Source organism: Hymenobacter cavernae (genome assembly GCF_014641455.1).
In the GTDB taxonomy this organism is placed as follows: domain Bacteria; phylum Bacteroidota; class Bacteroidia; order Cytophagales; family Hymenobacteraceae; genus Hymenobacter; species Hymenobacter cavernae.
Genome location: NZ_BMHT01000008.1, coordinates 196,635 through 215,385, shown reverse-complemented (window position 1 = coordinate 215,385; position 18,751 = coordinate 196,635). Strand labels below are relative to the sequence as shown.

Sequence of the window (18,751 nt, the reverse complement as noted above, 5' to 3'; positions counted from 1 at the left end):
ACGAGAGGGTATGGTAGGAGAGGAGCCAACTAGACCGTTGGGTTAGCAACGTAAGAGGTTTTACGGAATTCTTTCACATAGACTAGCTGGCGTGTGGGCCCGGTGCAACCGTTTGCGGCAAGGCATAAGCAGCTATACCCTGATACCCAAGCACCAGCAATCTTAAGCGCCTACGGAAAAGTTGTTCGTTCGGGCTAAACTATTCACGCCGAAAAAGCTGCGAAAATGGCCGCCTGCCGGTCCGATGCCCTAGGTGCCCGACTAGGTGCCGCCTGCTTTCCGGCAAAAGAAAACGGCCTCGGCGCTATCCGGGTGAGGACAGCAGCGAGGCCGTTTGTTGCGAAACCTAAGTTTACGCCTCCTGCGAAATAATCAGTACAGAATAGGGCGCCAGGCCGAAGGTGCCGTGCCAGGGCTTGCCGTCGTATTCGCCTTCCTCGGCGTCGGTGCCGAAGCTTTCGAAGTTGCCGAACTCGTGGTCGTAGCCTTGCCAGTCGCTGTTGAAGCGCACCGTCCAGCGGCCGGGCGCGGGCAGGCCGATGGTGTAGGCTTCGCGGGTTTGGTCGGCGAAGTTGGCCAGGATGATAGTCGTGTCGTTGGGACCGCCGGCTTCATCAGCCCAGCGCGCAAAAGCTAGGATTTTGTCTTCGTCGTTGACGTGGAAAACTTCCGTGTGCTGACCCGTGAGGCCGCGGGTATGGCCATCCGCATTGCGCCGCAGCCGAATCAGGTCGCGGTAGAGCTGCACGAGGCCGGCCATTTGCTCGTGGCGCGACCAGTCCAGCGGCTGATCGTCGGAGAAGTAGCCGTCGGCCAGGGTTGGCTGGCCCTGGAAGATCATCGGAATGCCAGGCGCGGTGAAGACGATGGCGGCACCTAGGGTCGCGCGTTTTTTGGGGTACCAGCTGGCGGCGGCGCCGGGCATAATTTCCTCCGGCACCCGAGACTTGCCGTTGGCCACCTCGTCGTGCGACTCGGTGTAGATCACGCGCTGGAAAGCATCGCCGTTGTACGTTGTGCCGATGATGTTGGCCACAGCGGCCATCGAGCGGTCGGTGTCGCTGGGCGTCACCAGCGCTTCGCGGATGATGTTCACAAACGCCGCATCCCACTGGGTAGCAAATCCTTCACCGTCCTGATCGGTGGGGCGGGTGATATATTCGTTGCCTTGCAAATCTTCGGCAATGGTGATTTTCCAAGGGGTGCGGGCCTGAATTTCCTCGTTCACCCATTTCATCAGACTCCAGCCTTCGGGCAGGTCGGCGGTGGGGTCGTTGCTGCCGTTCACGTTGCGGATGTGCGAGATGGAGTCGCAGCGCAGCCCATCAACGTGGTAATCTTCGAGCCACATCAGGGCATTGTCGCGAATGTAATTGCGCACGGCGGGGTTGCCGTAGTCGGGGCGGTTGTGGCCCCAGGGCGTTTCGGCCCGCCAGTCGTTGTAAAAGTAGATGCCGCCGCCGTCGTTTTCGGCCCAGCCATCGAACTGCCAAAGGTCCAGGTCGCCGGGGCCGAAGTGGTTGTACACCACGTCCAGAATCACGGCAATGCCATAGCGGTGCGCCTGCTTCACCAGCTCTTTGAAAGCTTGCGGCCCGCCATACGCCGTTTCGATAGCGAACGGATGCGCCGGATTGTAGCCCCAGGAAAGGCTGCCGGGAAATTCCGTGGCGGGCATAATCTCGACAGCATTGATACCTAGCCCTTGCAGGTACGGCAGCTTCTCAATCACATCGTAAAACGTGCCGGGCTCGTCGGGCGAGTGGCGGTTGAAGGTGCCGACGTGCAGCTCATAAATGACGAGCGTGTTCCAGGCCGGCATCTCGAAGTGGTCGTCTTCCCAATCGAAGCTGATATCGGGCACGATGGAGCTGCCGGCCGAGTGGGTCACTTCGCGGGCGTAGGGGTCGTTGCGGGTGAGTTCGTTCTTGCCGTTGCGCAGCCAGAATTTGTACTCGGTGCCCACCGGCAAATCCGGAAAATCGGCGGCCCAGTAACCGTCGGCTTCGTGGGTTAGGGGGTGAAATTTAGGGTTCCAGTCGTTGAAGGGACCTACAACGGCCACGGCGTCGGCGTGGGGTGCCCAGACGCGGAAAGTGGTGCCTTTTTCGTGCGGAATAGCGCCCATGCCGGCTTGCGGCTGCGCTTCGGAAGAGACGGAAGAAGTAGAGGTGGAGGCTAGGTGAGTGGAAGCGGGTGGCATGTAGTAGGAAACTAAAAACAGCTGCAAACTCGACAGCGTAGTTTCCCTAACTGAATTAGTACGGTTTAGGTTTTCGTTAGCTACCGACGAGCTTGTGGCGGCCGAAAAAACAGGCTAACCTAGGTCCCTTGGAGAAGTATTCGCCCGTGCTTGTCTGGCTGGCAAAAAATGCCGTGCTTCCTACTATGAAAACCGCTGCTTCTGCTGGCACTGAGCCTATTACACTGTATCATCGCCGCCACACCCAGCGCACGCGGGGCAAGGCTTTGTCGCACTTAGCCCCAGCAGCCGTTTTGCTGGTGAGTGCGCTGGGCGCTTTCACGAGTTCTGAGTCACTATCGGCGCTGGTGTGGCTTGAGTTTGCCATCGGGGCGGCTTACCTGGTGCTGATGGTGCGCGAACTGCGCCACCTAGGTCATGGGCCCCTGCACCACGAACGGGTCGCGTGGCTGGAAATAGCCGCGGCGGGCATTCTGGCGCTGGAAGGCTACCACATCTGGCACCGCCACCACGAAGCCGAAGCAGTTTCCGGTGTGCACCGTTTTCACCTGCTGCCGTGGCTGTATTGGGTGCTGGCAGTCTGGTACATCCTGATGGCGTTCGGCATTGCGCGCATACTGGACCGGCGCTACCTGCACCTGCACGAAGAGGGATTTAGCGGCCGGCTTACCTTGCTTGGAAAGCCCTTTGCCTATCGTTGGCACGAGGTAGCTCGCATCGAACCAGCCGACAACGCCGCTGTCATCATCCACTTAACGGACGGGCAAACACGGCAGCTTTCCTTTGCTGATTTGCACAACGGCGCCACTCACCGCGACCAGCTGCTGACGCGCGCAGCGGCTTTGCCCGCTGAGGCCTAGGTCCGTAGCGCGAAGCTCAGGCTTGGCTGACGCCTTCCTTCGGTTCGCGCTACGGACCTAGGTTATGCCGCCACTACTTCTTCGCTGGAAATAACCGCGTCGCACCACTCATCGCAGCCGCAGCGGGGGCACGGCCGTTTCGGTTGCTTGCTCACGTTGCCGCATTGCTCGCAGGCAAAAAGGCCCGGCACTTTCTTTTGGTCGTCTCGAAATTCTTTGTCCCACTCCGGCAGCAGCGTGAGGCCGGGCTGAGGCGGCTCTTGTTTCAGAATCGTGAACGCGCCGCTGGCTTCCATGTACATCCGCTTGATCTCCCCTAGGTTGTCGTAGCCTCTGTTGCGCAGCTCGGAGAAGATGCGCTCCTTCGGCAGCACCGAAAGCGACATGTCCTCGTAGCGCAGGCAGCCATCTTCCACCATGATGCCGATGTCGCCCTGCGAGGCTTTCTCAAACTTCTTGTCGGCGTAGGAGATGCGAAACACGATGCGCTGCACAATGACAATCACGGCGGCAATAATTACGGCGGGCAACAAGCCGCGGTCGGGCGCCTGAATCGGTACACCGATAGCGGCCGCAATGGAGGAAATAGTAGCTAGCTCGTTGCGGCTGAGCCCGGCCGACATGCGCTTACCCATCAGGCGCATGGAAAAAATGATGAGCCCGTACAGAAAAGTAGCGCGGATGATCACCTCTATCAGAAAACTCCAGGGCACCTGCCCCAGAATGATGCGCATATAATCGGTTAAGTGAATCTCTTCAGGCTTCATGCTGATGGTGTTATCTGTTGACTATGAAGGTTTTTTGAAACAAGGCTAACCTTAGCGGCTAGTCCTCCTGCACGGCGTAGGACCATTCTTTATGGCCGCAGTTGGGGCAGCTAGCATCGGGGGTAGGCAGCTTGAGCACGGTGGCGCAGTTCAGGCAAGCGCTCAGACCATCGGCGCGGTGCTCGGCATCGTGCAGCTTTTTATCCTTGAGCGGCAGCACGCTCAGGCCGGGGCGGGCTTTCGGAAACTTGTAGATGCTGAAAAAGCCACCCGCTTCTAAGTAAACCCGCTTCAGGGAACCTAGGTGCTGGATATTGTTGGAGCGGAGCCGCGCAAACACCTGCTCGTGCGAAAGGCCGGTCTTCTTCATTTCGTGGTTTTGCAACACGCCGTCTTTCACCAGCAGGCTCACATCGCCTTGCAGCACCACTTCCGACCTGCGGTTTTTCAGGGCCAGCCAGTTGACGCCCCGTTGCAGGGCCAGCACCGTGAGCAGCAGCACCACGGCCGGCAGCAGGCCGCGCTCCGGTACCTGCATCGGCACCGCCACGATGGCACCTAGGGTCAGCATCACGGCCATTTCCGTAATCGTGAGCTGGGCCCCCATGCGCTTGCCCAGCAGGCGCATCACAATCAGCAGAATGAGGTAGATAATGAGCGTCCGGATGGCAATTTCGAGCATGAACTCGCCGGGCGCACTGCCCATAATAATTCGCTTCCAGTCTTCCAGGTGGATGTCTTCCTTCTTCATCTTGAGTTTGGGAGTTTGTCAGGAGTGCCGCCATAGCAAGCCCGCAGCTCCGTGTACGCGGGCTTGCCGAAAACTGACCATGAAAAATTGTGATTTTTTGGAGCGGCTTGGAATACACCTAGCCATGCAGCAAACTGATAGCTAGGTGCTTGCCCAAGGGCATTCTGTAAGGAAGAAGCGCTTGCTTCTTCAGGAACCAACCGTGGCGTCGGCCCCTGCACTCAGGGTATTGAACGGCTAAACTGCACCAACGGTAAGCGCGATAAAAACGGAAATTTCTATCCGTAGAAACAGCGATTCGCAGTTGTGGGGGCACTATCCTGGGTTGCTTTTTTGTTTGAAAAGAGCAGGACTAAAGTGCCCGAGTACACCTTGAGCGCTTCTGCCGCCGAGTGCGTTACTTTGTCTTTTCACCTGATTGTTTCCCGTGCCCCGACCTAAACCTGTTCGCTACGGCCTTTACCCCTGGACGCCGGAATACGGCCTCCGCTACATTCACCCCGCCAACCGCCGCTCCTTCGAGTGGCTGGAACCGCTGGGCAAAGTCTTCGAAAAAATTGACGAAACCGACGATTGGATTCTGCTCCGCTACGATGAGCAGCAGTTTAAAGTCAGCCCGGAGCTGTTCACTGAGCTGCACAAAAAGCCGCCTTTCAGCTTCGGCGATGTGGTGCAGGAAGTTAGTCCCGAGCCCGGCTGCCCCGCCCACCACGGCCTGATTTCGGACGTGTTCTGGGATGAAGGCGCCGACAAAGCCAGGTTCCAGCTCGTCGAGAAGAAGCGCAAAGTGAAGCGCGTGTTCGAAGCCGACGAGCTACGCTTCGCGTAGCGAGTGACTGAGTGGCTTCGCACTGAGTCACTCAGTCATTCAACAAACTCACCCTAGGTGAAGCATGATGCCCACGATGACCGCTACTGCGCCGAGGGCCAGCAGACCTAGGTAGAGCGGCAGCACGAACTTCCACCACGCATCAAAGCGCACCCCGCAGGCCGCCACGATGGCCATGAGGGCGCCATTGGTGGGCGTAATCAGCTCGCACAGGCCAGCGCCGTATTGGTAGGCGAGCACCATGACCTGGCGGGGCAAACCAATGAGGTCGGAGAGGGGCGTAAGGATGGGCATGGTGAGCACCGCCTGGCCGCTCACGCTGGGCACGGGCAAGTGCAAGGCCGTGTGCAAGCCCATCATGCCGAGCGCCGACAGCGCCACCGGCAGTCCGGCTAGCGGCGCCGAAAGCCCGTTCACAATGGTATCCACGATCTGGCCCTGCTCCAGCACAATGAAAATGGCGCGGGCAAAGCCAATCAGCAGCGCCGAAAAAGCCAGGTCGCGGAAGCCGGCGATGAATGCCTCGGCCGTGCCGTTCAGACCTAGGCCGCCTAGCAGCCCGGCCGCTACGCCGAATACGAAAAACAAGGCGCCCATCTGCTCGAAGGCCCATCCCAGCTTCAGCACGCCAAACGTGAACCCGCCGAACGTAGCCAGCAGCAGCAGCAGCACCAAGCCGTGCCGGCCGACGCTCGTTGGGGTTTCGTCTGCTGCTTCCGCGTCGGCGGGCGCTACCCGGTAGCGGCTGGCAAAGCGCATGGTGCCGCCAATCCAGATCAGCAACGCCAGCCCCAGCACCACCAACCGAAACCCGCTGCCGGAGAGCAGCGGCAGCTGGGCTAGCTTCTGCGCAATACCCACCTGAAACGGATTGATCGGGCTGAAAGCGGCGCCCACGGCTGCGGCACCCAGGCTTACGGCCGCCGCCGTGAGGGCCGGATAACCCAGCCGCCGCATCAGCACCAGCAGCACCGGCACCAGCGGGATGATTTCTTCCTGCATGTTTTCCAGCGCGCCCATCGTGGCGAAAAGCAGGGAAATAAGAGGAATTACGAAGGCCTCGCGGCCCCGAAAACGCGCCACCAGCCAATCGACACCGCGCCGTAGCGCGCCGGTTTGGTCGACCACGGTGAAAGCGCCACCCGTCAGAAATACGAAGAAAATAACATCGGCCGCGCCGGCCATGCCCTGCGGAATGGCGACCAGCGCCTGCAACGCACTCACCGGCGCCGCCGGCACCCGCTGGTAGGAGCCGGGCACCACCACTTCGCGCTTGGTGAGGGCATCGAGGTGGCGAGCAAACTCTCCGGCGGGCAGCACGTAGCTCAGCAGCGTTGCCAACAGGATAAACCCGACAAGCAGCACGAGCGGGTGAGGGAAGCGCATGGTTTTCATAGTGGCGAAAGTAGCGGAAACCGCCGCAAAGCGCGTAGTAGCGCGGACTTTGTAGTCCGCGCTTGCGCCACTACGTGCGCAGACTACAAAGCTCGCGCTACACGCAAAACGCTTTGTGAGCGGCACGAAGTCGTGCCGCTTCGGAACCTAGGTGCCTTATCTTTGGGTTTTGCTGCGTACATGAACCTCGTCGATTTCAAACAGCTCCCGATGGGCCAGCAGGCCCGGCTTCTCAGCCAGCGCGGCCATTTTCTGGCTGAGCGCGCCGAGGACAGCTGCCGCCTGCGCCTCTACGCCCTCGGCGACTTCTACGCCGAAGAATGGCGGCTCTGCGACGAGGAGCGCATCCTGTTTATCCATCTCTTTCAGCACCCAGCCGGGCTCACGGCCTATCTGGAGAAAATCCGACTGCCAGAGGAGTTGTAGGCGGAACCTAGGGTGAGGTGAAACTGCTCTATCTTGACGGCATGAAACCGTCTCGCCTGCTGCCGCTGCTATTTGCTGTCCTCAAGTTCATTTCCGGCTTCGTGCTGGCGAGCCGCGCCTACGAGCTGCACCGCGACGAATACCTCTACCTCGATGAAGGCCGGCACTTGGCCTGGGGCTACTTGGAAGTGCCGCCCCTGATTGCCGCGCAGGCCTGGGTGACGCAGGCGCTGGGCGGCGACTATTTCTGGGTGAAGTTCTGGCCGTTTCTGTGGGGTGCCCTCACGGTTTATCTCGTCGGGCGAATCGCGCAGAAGCTAGGTGGCGGCTGGTTTGCGGTGGTGCTGGCGTGCGTGTGCTACTGCGTATCGGGGTATGCGCGGCTTAATTTTCTGTTTCAGCCCAACTCGTTTGAGGTTTTTGGCTTCACGCTGTGCTGCTACTGGCTGCTCAGCTACATGCAGGAAGCAAAACCCAGGTATCTGTACTACATTGGGTTAGGCCTAGGTTTGAGCTTGCTCAACAAGTACACCACATTCTTCTTCATCGCGGCGCTGCTGGTAGCATTGGTGCTCACGCCGCAGCGCCGCGTATTGGCCAGCAAGCACTTCTGGCTGGCTGCCGCCCTCACGCTGGTGCTGTTCTCGCCTAGCTTGTGGTGGCAGCTTGCCCACGGCGTGCCGTTTCTGCACCACATGAGCGAGCTGCACGATACGCAGCTCGTCAACGTGTCGGTGGCCGGTTTCTGGAAGGAGCAGCTGCTGATGTGCTTTCCGGCCGTGTGGGTGTGGGTGCCGGGCCTGCTGGCGTTGTTCGCGTACGGGCCGTTGCGGATGTATCGGAGCCTAGGTCTGGTGTACGTGGTTGGTTTGCTGATTCTGACCATGTTGCACGGCAAAAGCTACTATAGCCTGGGGTATTATCCGGTGCTGTTTGCGTTTGGGGCCGTGTGGTGGGAGCAGCTGCTGCAAGGCTTCCGCTACGGCGCGCTGGTGCGGCCCGCGCTGGTGCTCCTTCCCGTGCTGATTATCCTGCCGGTGGTGCCGTTCATCTTCACGCTGTATCCGCCCGCTTACATGCAGGCTATCAGCGCCAGGTACCAGAACCTAGGTATCACGCGCTGGGAAGACGGCAAGATTCACGCCTTGCCGCAGGACTACGCCGATATGATCGGCTGGCAGGAGCTGGCCGACAAAACCTACCAGGCCTATCAGGCGCTGCCCGACTCGACGCGGGCTTTTACGCTTATCAAGTGCGACAACTACGGGCAGGCCAGCGCCATCAACTACTACAACCGCCACCGCGATATGCCGCTGGCTAATAGCTTCAATGGGAGCTATTTATTCTGGTTTCCACCCCAACCGGCGCAGCCGTATCGGCACTTGCTCCTGATCGGGGAAGGACACCCTGCCGCGCTGGTGCCGCATTTCCGAGAGCTGCGGCAAGTGGGCGAAATCACGAACCCGTATGCCCGCGAAAAAGGCACGACCATCCTGCTCGGCACCGACCCCGACGCGGCCATCCTGGAGCTGGCGCAGCGGGAATACCGCGAAGCGCTGGCGGTGTGGGTGAAGGAGAAGTAAACCTAGGTTACTCGCTTTCAGGACGTTCTACATCCACGATTTGTTCTTTCTGCATCATAATCTGCAAATCGTATCGGGTAAGGTCGAAGGCTTCGCGGCCGTAGTTTTCGGGCTTGTTCAGGTTCGCTACTTCCAGGCTGCTTGGCGTTTGGTAGGCATTGGCTTGCAGCTGCACGCTGTTGCCTGCTGCCGCAACTACTTTCAGTAGCGAGTAATTGCCTTCCTGGGTCCGGACCTGGTATAGGTCGCCGGTGCGGGGCTGAGTTAGATAAGCCAGATCTTCTTTGGTGCTGAGGCCGTTGAAGATCAATAGATTGAGCGCCATAACAGCCGACAGCAACAAGCCCGCATGGTAGCGTACCGGAATCCGACTTGGATGCAGCAAGGCTGTAAAAAGCTGCTTTAAGTGCAAGAGAGTAGTATCCTCGGCTATCTGTTCGGCGGGCCCGTACTCTGTGGCGTCCATCTTACCCGTTGGCATAAGCCGGGCCGGGTAAGCAGACGCATAATTCTCCGATGCACTCCGCCATGATGGGTCAGTAATACTACATGCGTGACACGGCGTAGCCGAGGCGGATGCTGGACGCTGATGCGAGGAATTGCTGCCGTGAATACTCATGAGGGGGAGGGGTGGAGCGCGAACTGAGCTGGCTAAAATAAAACTTTTTACATAATATTTTATAATTGCTTTAGAAGTTTGTGCTTGAAATATTTCGCTTGCTTCCGCAAAAAGGCCCATTCCACAGCGCAGAACGGGCCTTTCTGCGGGTTTAGCTCTGATACCTAGCTTTTTAGCGGGCGCCCACTTTATCCAGCACCGCCACAATATCCTTCGTGGATACTTTCTGCCCGCTGTCGGCGGCCTGGTAGATGGCTTTTAGCAGCTGCACGTCGCGCAGGCCCATTTCGCCGGGCACGCGGGTGGGCTTGTTGTTCAGGATGCAATCGGCGAAGTCGTCCATCTGGCGGGCCTGCTGACTCACGTCCTGCGTCGGCACGTTCGCCAGCGGGCCTTTGCTGGTCTGGCCCTTGAGGCCGTTGTAGTAAAAAGCCGGCTGCAAATCGAGCCAGCCGTTGGCGGCTTCCATGCGCAGGTGGCTGATATTTTCGGCGTAAGTGGTGCGGCAGTCGGCCACTGAGCCATCGGCAAACTGGAACTGCCAGCTCAGGCCTTCTTCCACTTCGTTGAACTGCTGGGGCCGGGTCTTTTGCGCGTATTTGGCTGTCACCGAAACCGGCAGCTGGCCTTTGGTATAAATCACGCCCTGCACGCAGTAAATGCCCATATCCATGAGCGGTCCGCCGCCGGAAAGCTTCTTCTGAATGCGCCAGGGCCGGTTGTCGCCCATCGTGAAGCCGTTTTCCGACAGGAGCTTCTTCACCGGACCGTACACCTGGTTTTGCCCAATGCGCATAGCTTCTAGGTGGTAGGGGTCGAAGTGCAGGCGGTAGCCGACGCTGAGCTTCTTGCCGGCTTTCTTGCACGCCTCGATCATGCGGCGGCAGTCTTCCACGGAGGTCGCCATGGGCTTCTCGCAGATAACGTGCTTGCCCGCCCGCGCGGCCCGCTCCACGTACTCGGCGTGCATGGAGTTGGGCAGCACCACGTACACGATGTCGATGTCGGGGTTGTCCTTTATCGAATCGAAATTCTGGTAGTTATAGATGTTCTTGTCGGGGATGCTGTACTGCTGCTTCCATTTCTGCGCCTTTTCCGGCGTGCCCGTCACGATGCCGACAAGGCGGCAAAGCTGCGTTTTTTGCAGGGCCGGGGCCAGCTGCCCGGAGCTGTAGCCTCCCAGCCCCACCAGGGCCACACCTAGCTTGCGCCCCGTTTGCAGCGCCTCCAGGCTAGCCGCGCCCAGTGCCGACTCTGGTTCCAGCGCCAGCGCATTGGCCAAAGCCGGCACACCAAGCAAGCCCGCCCCAACGCCCAGCGAGAGATGCCGCAAAAAGTCGCGCCGCGAAGCGGCGGAAGAGAATCCAGAAGAAGTAGTTTTTTTCATAACCTAGGTAGCTGGCAGTAGACCAACGTGTACCGCATAAAGCTAGCAAGAGTTATGATATGCCAGAATTGAATGAACGTTATTAACAGAACGTCATGAATAGAACGTCATTCCGAGCCCCGCGAGGAATCTCGCGTGCAATGGTAACTCCAATCGGTAGGGTTTACCACCACATCAGCACGCGAGATTTCTCACAAAGCTCGGATGACGTTCTATCAGTGACGTTCAACGAAGCGGTAGAGATGCTTCGACAGGCGGACGCCAGAGGAGACATGACGTTCTTGGCTTATAACCTAGGTCTAGCCGGTGCGCTTTTCCAGCGTTTGCAGCAGGTTCGTAATCTGGGTTGAATACCCTTCGATCTGGTCGAGGCCGGCACGGGCTTCCTCCAGCTGCCCGCTCTGGTAGCGCCGCACCAGCTCGCGGCCAGTGTCGAGCATGCGCTGAAGCACGCGCTCAATCTCGCGCACCTCCGGGTGCACGCTGTACTTGGGCTTAACGATGGTGTTCAGCCACTCGCCCAGCGGGTTCTTCTGGAGCGAGAACATGGTATCGTCCGTCTCGCGCACCCCGTACAGAATAGAGCGCAACCGGGACTTGAACAGCACCTGCTTGATCCGGGCTTGTTGAAAATCCAGGTTTGTTAAATCCATGAGCAGAGAGAAAGGACGCGGGCAAAGAAAGCGGGAGAAAAGTTAAGCGTTGGCGGTACCGGTGCGGTTTTCCAATGCTTTGCGGGCCTGCACCAGGCTGGTCACATCGAAGGCAAATACTGTAATGCCGGCTTTCTCCCCGCTCTCTTCAAAAAGTTGATACGTGAAGTTGAGGTAACTCTGGTGAAGCTGCCCATCGCCGTTGCGGTCGAGCATGATGCTGATTTCATTGCCGATAAAAGCCTCACCGGTTGCATAAACATTGTTCAACAGCTCCACGAAGCCTTGCTCGATCACCTCCGGCAACGCCTCGACTACGGTTTTGCCAACCAACTGGCGTGTTGGGAACAGCTTCTGGTATTCCGGATTCACAAACTCGAAACGGTGTTCGGGGCTGCGCAGAATGCAGATCATGGCGGGCGTCTGCATGAATAGGTTGTAGAACGTGGAGCGCTGACTTTCGGCCAATTGATAGGCCTGATACGCCTGGTCGGACAGAGCAGCCTGCTCTTCGTTGGAGAGTAGCAGCTCCTGCACCAGCTGTTTCTGCTCGTGAATATCGGTGGCGCCGCCCACCCATAAGCTAGGTCGGCCATCGGCGCCCAGGCGCGGCACGGCCCGCACCAGCACCCAACGGTAATGTCCGTCGTGGCGACGCAGGCGGTATTCTACCTGGTACTCGCTGGTGCCCTGCGCGGCCTCTTGCCAGCCTTTGCCCACCGCCTCACGGTCGTCGGGGTGCAGATCTTCCAGCCAGCCCCAGCCCACGGATTCTTCCAGCGAGCGGCCCGTAAAGTCGAGCCAGCGCTGGTTGAAGTAATCGGCTGCGCCGTCGGGTTGCAAGGTCACAATCAGGACGGGCAGCGCTTGCAGGATGAAAGCTGTGCGGGCCTGCGCCTCGTCCAGCTCGCGTTGCAGCAACAGCCGCTGCTGCTCGGCCAGGTACTGCTCGGTCACGTCCTGCGCCCGTTGCAGAATGTGCACCAGCTCGCCCTGCTCGTTGAGAATGGGATAGTGCGTGGCCTCCCAATAGCGCTGCTCGAAGCCGCCGCCCTGCTCAGCGGGCCGCTCCAGGTCGTAGCGGATAATGGGCATGGTGTGCGGCTCGCGGTAGCGGCGAACATGCTCGTGCGACTGGAGAATAGCATCCCCTTGGTTCTGATCGGCCACCGGGTAGGCTTCAAAGAAAGGTTTGCCTACTACTTCCTCGCGGCTTTTCATCGAAACGGCAACGTGGCTATCGGTGTCATCGACGATAGTAGCGGCGGCATCGGGGGAAATGAGCAGGAAGTTTTCGGGCAGCGCCCGAAATAGTTTCTGGTAATCAACCATGTTCACAAAGTTGGACATGAATTACGGGAGCAAGCTAGCCGGGAGCTAGGTAGTCGGCAAGCGCGACAAAGGGAATCCCGTTTCAAAGGCGAAATCTAGGCAAATAAGCGTGAGACTGACACTACTGCGTGGCAGACTCGACATATCCCTGTGGCAGTCTGCGCGTAAGCAGTACGCATGAATGCTCCCGCCGGATACCTAGGTAGCTGGCTTCTTCTCTAAAATACTTTTTACGCATGAAACATATTCCCCGCGACAAAAGCCTGGACAGCACGCTGGACGTGTTGCGCGAAGGCTTCCCGTTTATCCTGAACCGCAGCCGCAGCTACCAGTCCGATATTTTTCAGATTCGGCTGCTGGGTATGAAAACCATCTGTTTGCACGGGCAGGATGGCGCCGCGCTCTTTTGTGATAATGAGCAGTTTATGCGCACCGGTGCCATTCCGCGGCGCATCCAAACCACGCTGATGGGCCTGCACGGCATCCAAACCCTGGACGATGGCAAGCACCGCCGCCGCAAAGAACTATTTATGTCGGTGATGACGCCCGACAGCCTGCACAAGCTTATGGAGTTCATGGCGGCCGACTGGCGCTATTCTATTAAACAATGGACTATGCAGGAGCAGGTGGTGCTGTTTCCGGAGGTGCAGGAGCTGCTCTGCCGGGCGGCCTGCGCCTGGACCGGCGTGCCGCTGGCCGAGGAAGAGGTAGCCCCCCGCACCCGCGACTTCCGCCGCATGGTCGATGCCTTTGGGGGCGTGGGGCCGCGGCACTGGCGCGGCAAGCGGGCCAGGTCGCGGGCTGAAAGCTGGATCAAGGGCATCATCAGGCAGATTCGCAACAAGGAGCTGCAAGTGCCCGAAGCATCGGTGGCTTACCGCGTGGCCTGGCACCGCGATGTGGATGGCAAGCTGCTGAGCCTGCAAATGGCCGCTATTGAGCTGATTAACATCATCCGGCCCATCACGGCTATCGGGTGGTACATCACGTTTGCGGCCCTGGCCCTGCACGAGTACCCCGAAACGAAGGCGCGGCTGCAAGCCGGCGACGAGGAATACCTAGGTTGGTTTGTGCACGAAGTGCGCCGCTTCTATCCGTTTGCGCCGTTCCTGGGCAATATCGTGCGCGAGGACTTCGAGTGGAAGGGCTATAAGTTTCCGAAAGGAAGACTGGTGCTGCTCGACGTGTACGGCACCAACCGCGACAAGGGCCAGTGGCACCAGCCCGGGCAGTTCCGCCCCGAGCGGTTCCGGGCCTGGGACGGCAGCGCGTTCAACTTCATCCCGCAAGGCGGCGGCGACTACCTGACCGGCCACCGCTGCGCCGGCGAGTGGCTGACCATCGAAACCCTGAAGCTGGCCGTCACTTACCTGACCAAAGGCATGACCTACGACGTGCCGCCGCAAAACCTAGGTTTCCCGCTCGACCGTATGCCCACGCTGCCCCGTAGCGGCTTCATCATTGAAAATGTGCGCCCAACTGGCGCCGTGGGCGCGGCACCTAGGGCGCTCGGCTGCCCGTTTCACCGGCAGATGGCCTAGGAGGAATGTAGCGCGGAACGGATTTCCGCGCTACAGGCTACTGGCACTCCGCAAAAATAATCGGGGGTGTTTTGGCAATGACGACGCTGCGGCCTGGCTCTGTATTGCGGTGCAGGTAGAAGTAGCAGGTAATGGGGCGCCGCAGTCGAGGGTTGTTGAGAATAGTGGCCATGGGGTACGTTAGCGTCAAGGTGTCGCTTTTGCTTGTGACCTTGATATTGCCCGTATTGGCCGGACCTCTGCTCATAGAAAAGGTCATTCGCGGGTCTGTGCCCTGAAACTTGATAGATACCTCAAAGCCGTATTCCGATTGTTCCTGCTCGGCAATGTGGTAGGCTAGCTTGGCGGTGATGACTGATTCATCAGTTGGTATGGAGCAGGGCGGCTGATTCAGGGCCAGTAGCTTGATGGTATTGCCGGTAGTGGGTGCCGTTTGAGTCAGAGCGGTGTCGCGCTGCGTGAAGCTCATCAGGGCAAGGCCAAGCAGGGGCGAGCAGGCGGCGCGGAGGGCTGTTTTCATGCGGAAAAGCTAGGTGTTTTGCTTCAGCTTTCTAGGCTGCTTGCCTTCACCTGCTATCTTGATGGAAGCAAATGACCTAGCCTCCTATGACGAAGCCCGCTGATTCCGTTGGCCTGAAGAAAGCCCTGACGCCGTTGCACCTGTGGGCCATAGCGGTCGGCCTGGTCATTTCGGGCGAGTATTTCGGCTGGAACTACGGCTGGGAAGTGGCCGGGCCAGTCGGCTTTCTGGTAGCCACCTTGCTGATTACGGTGCTCTACGTGGCGTTCATCTTCAGCTTCACGGAGCTGACTACGGCCATTCCGCACGCGGGCGGGCCGTTTGCCTACTCGTACCGGGCCTTCGGCCCGATTGGCGGCTTTGTAGCCGGCTACGCGACGCTTATCGAGTTCCTGTTTGCGCCGCCGGCCATTGCGTTTGCCCTCGGGAGCTACGTGCATTTTCTGTACCCTGGCTTGCCGGTGCTCTACACGGCCCTAGGTTGCTACAGCATTTTTACGCTGATTAACTTACTCGGCATCAAGGAGTCCGCGAACTTCTCGCTGGTCGTGACGCTGCTTGCCGTGGGCGAGCTGCTGCTGTACATGGGCCTGGTCGCGCCGAGTTTTAAGACAAGCACCTTCCTGGCAAACCCGGTTCCGCTGAGCGCGGCGGGCGTATTTGCCGCGCTGCCGTTTGCCATCTGGTTTTACCTGGCTATTGAAGGCGTAGCCATGGTGGCGGAAGAAGTGGAGCACCCGCGCCGCACCATCCCGAAAGGGTACGGCTACGGCCTGTTCACGCTGGTGGTGCTGGCCCTCGGCGTGATGGTGCTCACCGGCGGCGTGGCCGACTGGCGGCGCCTGAGCCACATCGATTATCCCTTGCCCGAAGCCTTGGGCATTGTGCTGGGCAAAGGCAGCCGCTGGACGAAGTTCTTTGCCAGCATCGGCCTGTTTGGGTTGGTCGCGTCGTTTCACGGCACCATCATCGGCTACTCACGCCAGATTTTTGCGCTGGCCCGGAGCGGTTACCTGCCTGGCTCTCTAGCCCGGCTCAATGGTCGTCAAACGCCGCACAGGGCCTTGGTGGCGGGTGGGGCGGTGGGCTGCCTGGCGCTACTCACCGGCAAAACCAACCAGGTTATCGTTCTTTCCGTGTTCGGCGCGGTGCTGATGTACATCATGAGTTTGCTGAGCCTGTTTGTGTTGCGCCGCAAGGAGCCGGAGCTGGTACGGCCGTTCACGGCGCCGTTTTACCCATTCTTCCCCATCATCGCCTTGGCGTTATCACTGCTGAGCCTAGGTGCCATGGTGTATTATAATCTGCTGCTGGGTGTTATCTTCTTCGCGGGCTTGCTGCTGATGCTGGGCGTGTACGTGCTGCTAGGTCGGCACCGGCAGTCGTTCGAAGCCGTGAGTTCGTAGAGCACGCAACGCATTGATTGATTAGAATGATCAACAGGAACGTCATTCCGACGCTAGGAGGAATCTCGCGTGCTGATGTTGTGCTGATCAACCTGCCGATTGAAATTACTATAGCACGCGAGATGTCTCCCGTTGGTCGACATGACTGTCTGGTAATGACATTCACTCGATTGGTAACTGTTAAATGATAACTGGTAACTGAAAAAATGTACCGCTACACCATTCGCCAGCACACCTACGCCTTCGACGATTTGAAAACGCTGCTGGCGCGGGCCACGCCGCTGCGTTCCGGCGACGTGCTGGCCGGTGTAGCCGCCGCCACCTACGAAGAGCGCGTGGCCGCCCAGCTCGCCCTCGCCGACGTGCCCCTGCATAACTTCCTCCACGAAGCCCTCGTGCCCTACGAGCAGGACGAAGTCACGCGCCTCATCCTCGACACGCACGATGCAGCGGCATTTGCAGGTATCAGTCACTTCACCGTGGGCCAGCTGCGCGACTGGCTTCTCTCGGAAGCCGCCGACACACAGGCGTTGCAAAACCTAGCTTCCGGCCTCACGCCCGAAATGGTGGCGGCCGTGTCGAAGCTCATGCGCAACCAAGAGCTGATTGCCGTGGCCCGCAAGTGCGAAGTCGTCACGCAGTTTCGCAACACCCTACGTTTGCGCGGACATCTCGCCACGCGCCTGCAACCCAACCACCCCACCGACGACGCCCGCGGCATTGCGGCCAGCCTCGTCGATGGCCTGCTCTACGGCAGCGGCGACGCGGTTATCGGCATCAACCCGGCTACTGATAACCCGCAGGTAGTTAGTAATCTGCTGCACATGCTGGATGCCGTGCGCGAGCAGTACGCCATTCCGACCCAGTCGTGCGTGCTGTGCCACGTCACGACGGCCTTGCAGCTGATCGAGCAAAAGGCACCGGTGGACCTCACGTTCCAATCCATCGGCGGCACCGAGGCGACGAATGCCAGCTTTGGCGTGAACCTAGGTTTGCTCCAAGAAGCCTGGGAAGCCACGCTGAGCCTGAACCGCGGCACCCTAGGGCAGCACGTCATGTACTTCGAAACGGGGCAGGGTAGCGCCCTCTCGGCCAACGCCCACCACGGCCTCGACCAGCAAACCTGCGAGGCCCGCGCCTACGCCGTGGCCCGGCGGTTTCGGCCGCTGCTGGTCAACTCCGTTGTCGGCTTCATCGGTCCCGAATACCTCTACGACGGCAAGCAAATCACGCGGGCGGCCCTGGAAGACCACTTCTGCGGCAAGCTGCTGGGCCTCCCGATGGGCATGGACATCTGCTACACCAACCACGCCGAAGCCGACCAGGACGACATGGACAATCTGCTCACGCTCCTGGGCGTGGCCGGCTGCAACTACATCATGGGCGTCCCTGGCGCCGACGATATTATGCTCAACTACCAATCCACCTCCTTCCACGACGCGCTCTACGTGCGCCAGGTGCTAGGCCTGCGCCCCGCCCCAGAGTTTGAAGCGTGGCTGTTGCAGCAGGGGATTTTTGATGAGAGAGGGAAGCTGCTGCCGGCGTCGGCTGGGCATAGGTTGTTGGAGGTGGGGCGGTAAGTGAATTGTATATTGCACTACTGGCGAATGATATAAAACATAAAACAAGTAATATTATGATAAACGAATTAAAATACACACAGTCAACTACGTTTAATTTGACCTTATGGTGGACAGTTACTTTTATATTAATTAAATTATTTGAATGTCAGTTAATTAATTCATTCTCTATCCTATTGTATGGTATTATGTCATTGGTAGGTTATTGGGGATTGTTTATACTACTCATCTTATCTGCAGTTTATTGGAGCCGAAAAACAGGGAAAGTAGAGAAGCCTTTCGGTCCTTTTGTTTTTAGTCTTATTGCTACTTCTTTTATGTTGTTATTTCCTTTTACAGCCTTGACACTACAAGTAGACTTTAGACTTAAGCAAGATGCAAGAGAAGAAGTTGTAAGGATGATTATGAACAAGCAAATAAATTACGATTTAACTAAAACGTCTCGTGTTGATATACCTGATAAATATGAAAATTTGTCTGTGGGTTCACCAAACGTGGTTGTAGAAAAGGTAGATGGAGAAGTGTGTATTCTGTTTTATACTTTTAGAGGGCTGACAGATAACTCATCAGGTTTTGTTTATGTGCCAAATGAAAATACCATGACTAAGTTTAAGCTCAGGCAGTATAGTAACAGTATTTTCTATGATCCGATAGAAATAACAAATATTACAGATCATTGGTACTTTGTAGCTAATACTTAAAATACATTCCGCTCCGCCGGAGTTATAATTATCTCGTGTGCGTCATTAGGAGCAGGCATATGGTTGATTTTATCCTGCTGGGCCGGATTTATAATCCGGTCGTGAGGAGTTGCGGATTTGCAATCCGCCCGTACGCGCCGTTTGCCATTTGCGTAAGGCAGTTTCTACAACCAAAACCTAGCTCCTGTTAAAATATCG

General features: G+C 58.3%; 17 protein-coding genes. 8 read left to right on the top strand and 9 right to left on the bottom strand.

Going from position 1 to position 18,751, the window contains the following annotated elements:
* Positions 1–352: 352 nt before the first annotated feature.
* Complete coding sequence (locus IEX74_RS20380) at positions 353–2,203, bottom strand: alpha-amylase family glycosyl hydrolase (protein ID WP_229755395.1); 1,851 nt, start codon at positions 2,201–2,203, stop codon at positions 353–355.
* 185 nt (positions 2,204–2,388) lie between these two features.
* Here IEX74_RS20380 and IEX74_RS20375 point away from each other — a divergent pair, with 185 nt between their 5' ends.
* Positions 2,389–3,063: a hypothetical protein gene (locus IEX74_RS20375; protein WP_188815884.1), complete on the top strand. Its 675-nt coding sequence runs from the start codon at positions 2,389–2,391 to the stop codon at positions 3,061–3,063.
* A 62-nt stretch (positions 3,064–3,125) separates the two neighbouring features.
* Here IEX74_RS20375 and IEX74_RS20370 read toward each other — a convergent pair whose 3' ends face one another.
* The gene (locus tag IEX74_RS20370) at positions 3,126–3,830 is read right to left on the bottom strand and encodes a DUF421 domain-containing protein (RefSeq protein ID WP_188815883.1); all 705 of its coding nucleotides are present in this window, start codon (positions 3,828–3,830) and stop codon (positions 3,126–3,128) included.
* Positions 3,831–3,888: 58 nt separating this feature from the next.
* Positions 3,889–4,581: a DUF421 domain-containing protein gene (locus IEX74_RS20365; RefSeq protein ID WP_188815882.1), complete on the bottom strand. Its 693-nt coding sequence runs from the start codon at positions 4,579–4,581 to the stop codon at positions 3,889–3,891.
* Between the two features lie 427 nt (positions 4,582–5,008).
* Here IEX74_RS20365 and IEX74_RS20360 point away from each other — a divergent pair, with 427 nt between their 5' ends.
* Positions 5,009–5,410 (top strand): DUF6960 family protein, encoded by a 402-nt coding sequence (locus IEX74_RS20360; protein WP_188815881.1) that lies wholly within the window; start codon positions 5,009–5,011, stop codon positions 5,408–5,410.
* A gap of 48 nt (positions 5,411–5,458) precedes the next feature.
* On the opposite strand, the gene IEX74_RS20355 is transcribed toward IEX74_RS20360, so the two are convergent.
* Positions 5,459–6,805 (bottom strand): YfcC family protein, encoded by a 1,347-nt coding sequence (locus IEX74_RS20355; protein ID WP_229755394.1) that lies wholly within the window; start codon positions 6,803–6,805, stop codon positions 5,459–5,461.
* Between the two features lie 180 nt (positions 6,806–6,985).
* Between IEX74_RS20355 and IEX74_RS20350 the strand changes: the two genes are divergently transcribed.
* Both IEX74_RS20350 and IEX74_RS20345 read left to right on the top strand, forming a co-directional pair.
* Positions 6,986–7,231 carry a hypothetical protein gene (locus IEX74_RS20350; protein ID WP_188815880.1) on the top strand — a complete coding sequence of 82 codons (246 nt, stop codon included), beginning with the start codon at positions 6,986–6,988 and terminating at the stop codon, positions 7,229–7,231.
* Positions 7,232–7,272: 41 nt separating this feature from the next.
* A complete protein-coding gene (locus tag IEX74_RS20345; protein ID WP_188815879.1) occupies positions 7,273–8,814 on the top strand; it encodes a glycosyltransferase family 39 protein in 1,542 nt (513 codons plus the stop codon).
* 7 nt (positions 8,815–8,821) lie between these two features.
* Here IEX74_RS20345 and IEX74_RS20340 read toward each other — a convergent pair whose 3' ends face one another.
* The 4 genes from IEX74_RS20340 to IEX74_RS20325 all read right to left on the bottom strand — a co-directional run bounded on the left by IEX74_RS20340 (position 8,822) and on the right by IEX74_RS20325 (position 12,823).
* Positions 8,822–9,295, bottom strand: coding sequence for a hypothetical protein (locus tag IEX74_RS20340; RefSeq protein ID WP_188815878.1), 474 nt, complete (start codon positions 9,293–9,295; stop codon positions 8,822–8,824).
* A 310-nt stretch (positions 9,296–9,605) separates the two neighbouring features.
* Complete coding sequence (locus tag IEX74_RS20335) at positions 9,606–10,820, bottom strand: Gfo/Idh/MocA family protein (protein ID WP_188815877.1); 1,215 nt, start codon at positions 10,818–10,820, stop codon at positions 9,606–9,608.
* 299 nt (positions 10,821–11,119) lie between these two features.
* The gene (locus IEX74_RS20330) at positions 11,120–11,473 is read right to left on the bottom strand and encodes a hypothetical protein (protein ID WP_188815876.1); all 354 of its coding nucleotides are present in this window, start codon (positions 11,471–11,473) and stop codon (positions 11,120–11,122) included.
* A 42-nt stretch (positions 11,474–11,515) separates the two neighbouring features.
* The gene (locus IEX74_RS20325; RefSeq protein WP_188815875.1) at positions 11,516–12,823 is read right to left on the bottom strand and encodes a PAS domain-containing protein; all 1,308 of its coding nucleotides are present in this window, start codon (positions 12,821–12,823) and stop codon (positions 11,516–11,518) included.
* A gap of 218 nt (positions 12,824–13,041) precedes the next feature.
* Between IEX74_RS20325 and cypC the strand changes: the two genes are divergently transcribed.
* Entirely contained in the window at positions 13,042–14,346 is a 1,305-nt protein-coding gene (cypC, locus tag IEX74_RS20320) for a CYP152 family fatty-acid peroxygenase CypC (RefSeq protein WP_188815874.1), read from the top strand.
* Between the two features lie 37 nt (positions 14,347–14,383).
* Here the strand turns inward: cypC and IEX74_RS20315 are convergent, their stop codons facing one another.
* Entirely contained in the window at positions 14,384–14,866 is a 483-nt protein-coding gene (locus IEX74_RS20315) for a hypothetical protein (RefSeq protein ID WP_188815873.1), read from the bottom strand.
* Between the two features lie 86 nt (positions 14,867–14,952).
* Between IEX74_RS20315 and eat the strand changes: the two genes are divergently transcribed.
* The 3 genes from eat to IEX74_RS20300 all read left to right on the top strand — a co-directional run bounded on the left by eat (position 14,953) and on the right by IEX74_RS20300 (position 18,553).
* Entirely contained in the window at positions 14,953–16,272 is a 1,320-nt protein-coding gene (gene eat, locus IEX74_RS20310; RefSeq protein WP_188815872.1) for an ethanolamine permease, read from the top strand.
* Positions 16,273–16,478: 206 nt separating this feature from the next.
* The gene (locus tag IEX74_RS20305) at positions 16,479–17,852 is read left to right on the top strand and encodes an ethanolamine ammonia-lyase subunit EutB (protein ID WP_188815871.1); all 1,374 of its coding nucleotides are present in this window, start codon (positions 16,479–16,481) and stop codon (positions 17,850–17,852) included.
* Positions 17,853–17,908: 56 nt separating this feature from the next.
* Positions 17,909–18,553 (top strand): hypothetical protein, encoded by a 645-nt coding sequence (locus IEX74_RS20300; protein WP_188815870.1) that lies wholly within the window; start codon positions 17,909–17,911, stop codon positions 18,551–18,553.
* The last annotated feature ends 198 nt before the right edge of the window (positions 18,554–18,751 follow it).

Bases quoted from the DNA above. Each gene is read 5' to 3' on its own strand.
- IEX74_RS20380 (WP_229755395.1), bottom strand. From the start codon at position 2,203: ATGCCACCCGCTTCCACTCACCTAGCCTCCACCTCTACTTCTTCCGTC.
- IEX74_RS20375 (WP_188815884.1), top strand. From the start codon at position 2,389: ATGAAAACCGCTGCTTCTGCTGGCACTGAGCCTATTACACTGTATCAT.
- IEX74_RS20370 (WP_188815883.1), bottom strand. From the start codon at position 3,830: ATGAAGCCTGAAGAGATTCACTTAACCGATTATATGCGCATCATTCTG.
- IEX74_RS20365 (WP_188815882.1), bottom strand. From the start codon at position 4,581: ATGAAGAAGGAAGACATCCACCTGGAAGACTGGAAGCGAATTATTATG.
- IEX74_RS20355 (WP_229755394.1), bottom strand. From the start codon at position 6,805: ATGAAAACCATGCGCTTCCCTCACCCGCTCGTGCTGCTTGTCGGGTTT.
- IEX74_RS20350 (WP_188815880.1), top strand. From the start codon at position 6,986: ATGAACCTCGTCGATTTCAAACAGCTCCCGATGGGCCAGCAGGCCCGG.
- IEX74_RS20345 (WP_188815879.1), top strand. From the start codon at position 7,273: ATGAAACCGTCTCGCCTGCTGCCGCTGCTATTTGCTGTCCTCAAGTTC.
- IEX74_RS20340 (WP_188815878.1), bottom strand. From the start codon at position 9,295: ATGCCAACGGGTAAGATGGACGCCACAGAGTACGGGCCCGCCGAACAG.
- IEX74_RS20335 (WP_188815877.1), bottom strand. From the start codon at position 10,820: ATGAAAAAAACTACTTCTTCTGGATTCTCTTCCGCCGCTTCGCGGCGC.
- IEX74_RS20330 (WP_188815876.1), bottom strand. From the start codon at position 11,473: ATGGATTTAACAAACCTGGATTTTCAACAAGCCCGGATCAAGCAGGTG.
- IEX74_RS20325 (WP_188815875.1), bottom strand. From the start codon at position 12,823: ATGTCCAACTTTGTGAACATGGTTGATTACCAGAAACTATTTCGGGCG.
- cypC (WP_188815874.1), top strand. From the start codon at position 13,042: ATGAAACATATTCCCCGCGACAAAAGCCTGGACAGCACGCTGGACGTG.
- IEX74_RS20315 (WP_188815873.1), bottom strand. From the start codon at position 14,866: ATGAAAACAGCCCTCCGCGCCGCCTGCTCGCCCCTGCTTGGCCTTGCC.
- eat (WP_188815872.1), top strand. From the start codon at position 14,953: ATGACGAAGCCCGCTGATTCCGTTGGCCTGAAGAAAGCCCTGACGCCG.
- IEX74_RS20305 (WP_188815871.1), top strand. From the start codon at position 16,479: ATGTACCGCTACACCATTCGCCAGCACACCTACGCCTTCGACGATTTG.
- IEX74_RS20300 (WP_188815870.1), top strand. From the start codon at position 17,909: ATGATAAACGAATTAAAATACACACAGTCAACTACGTTTAATTTGACC.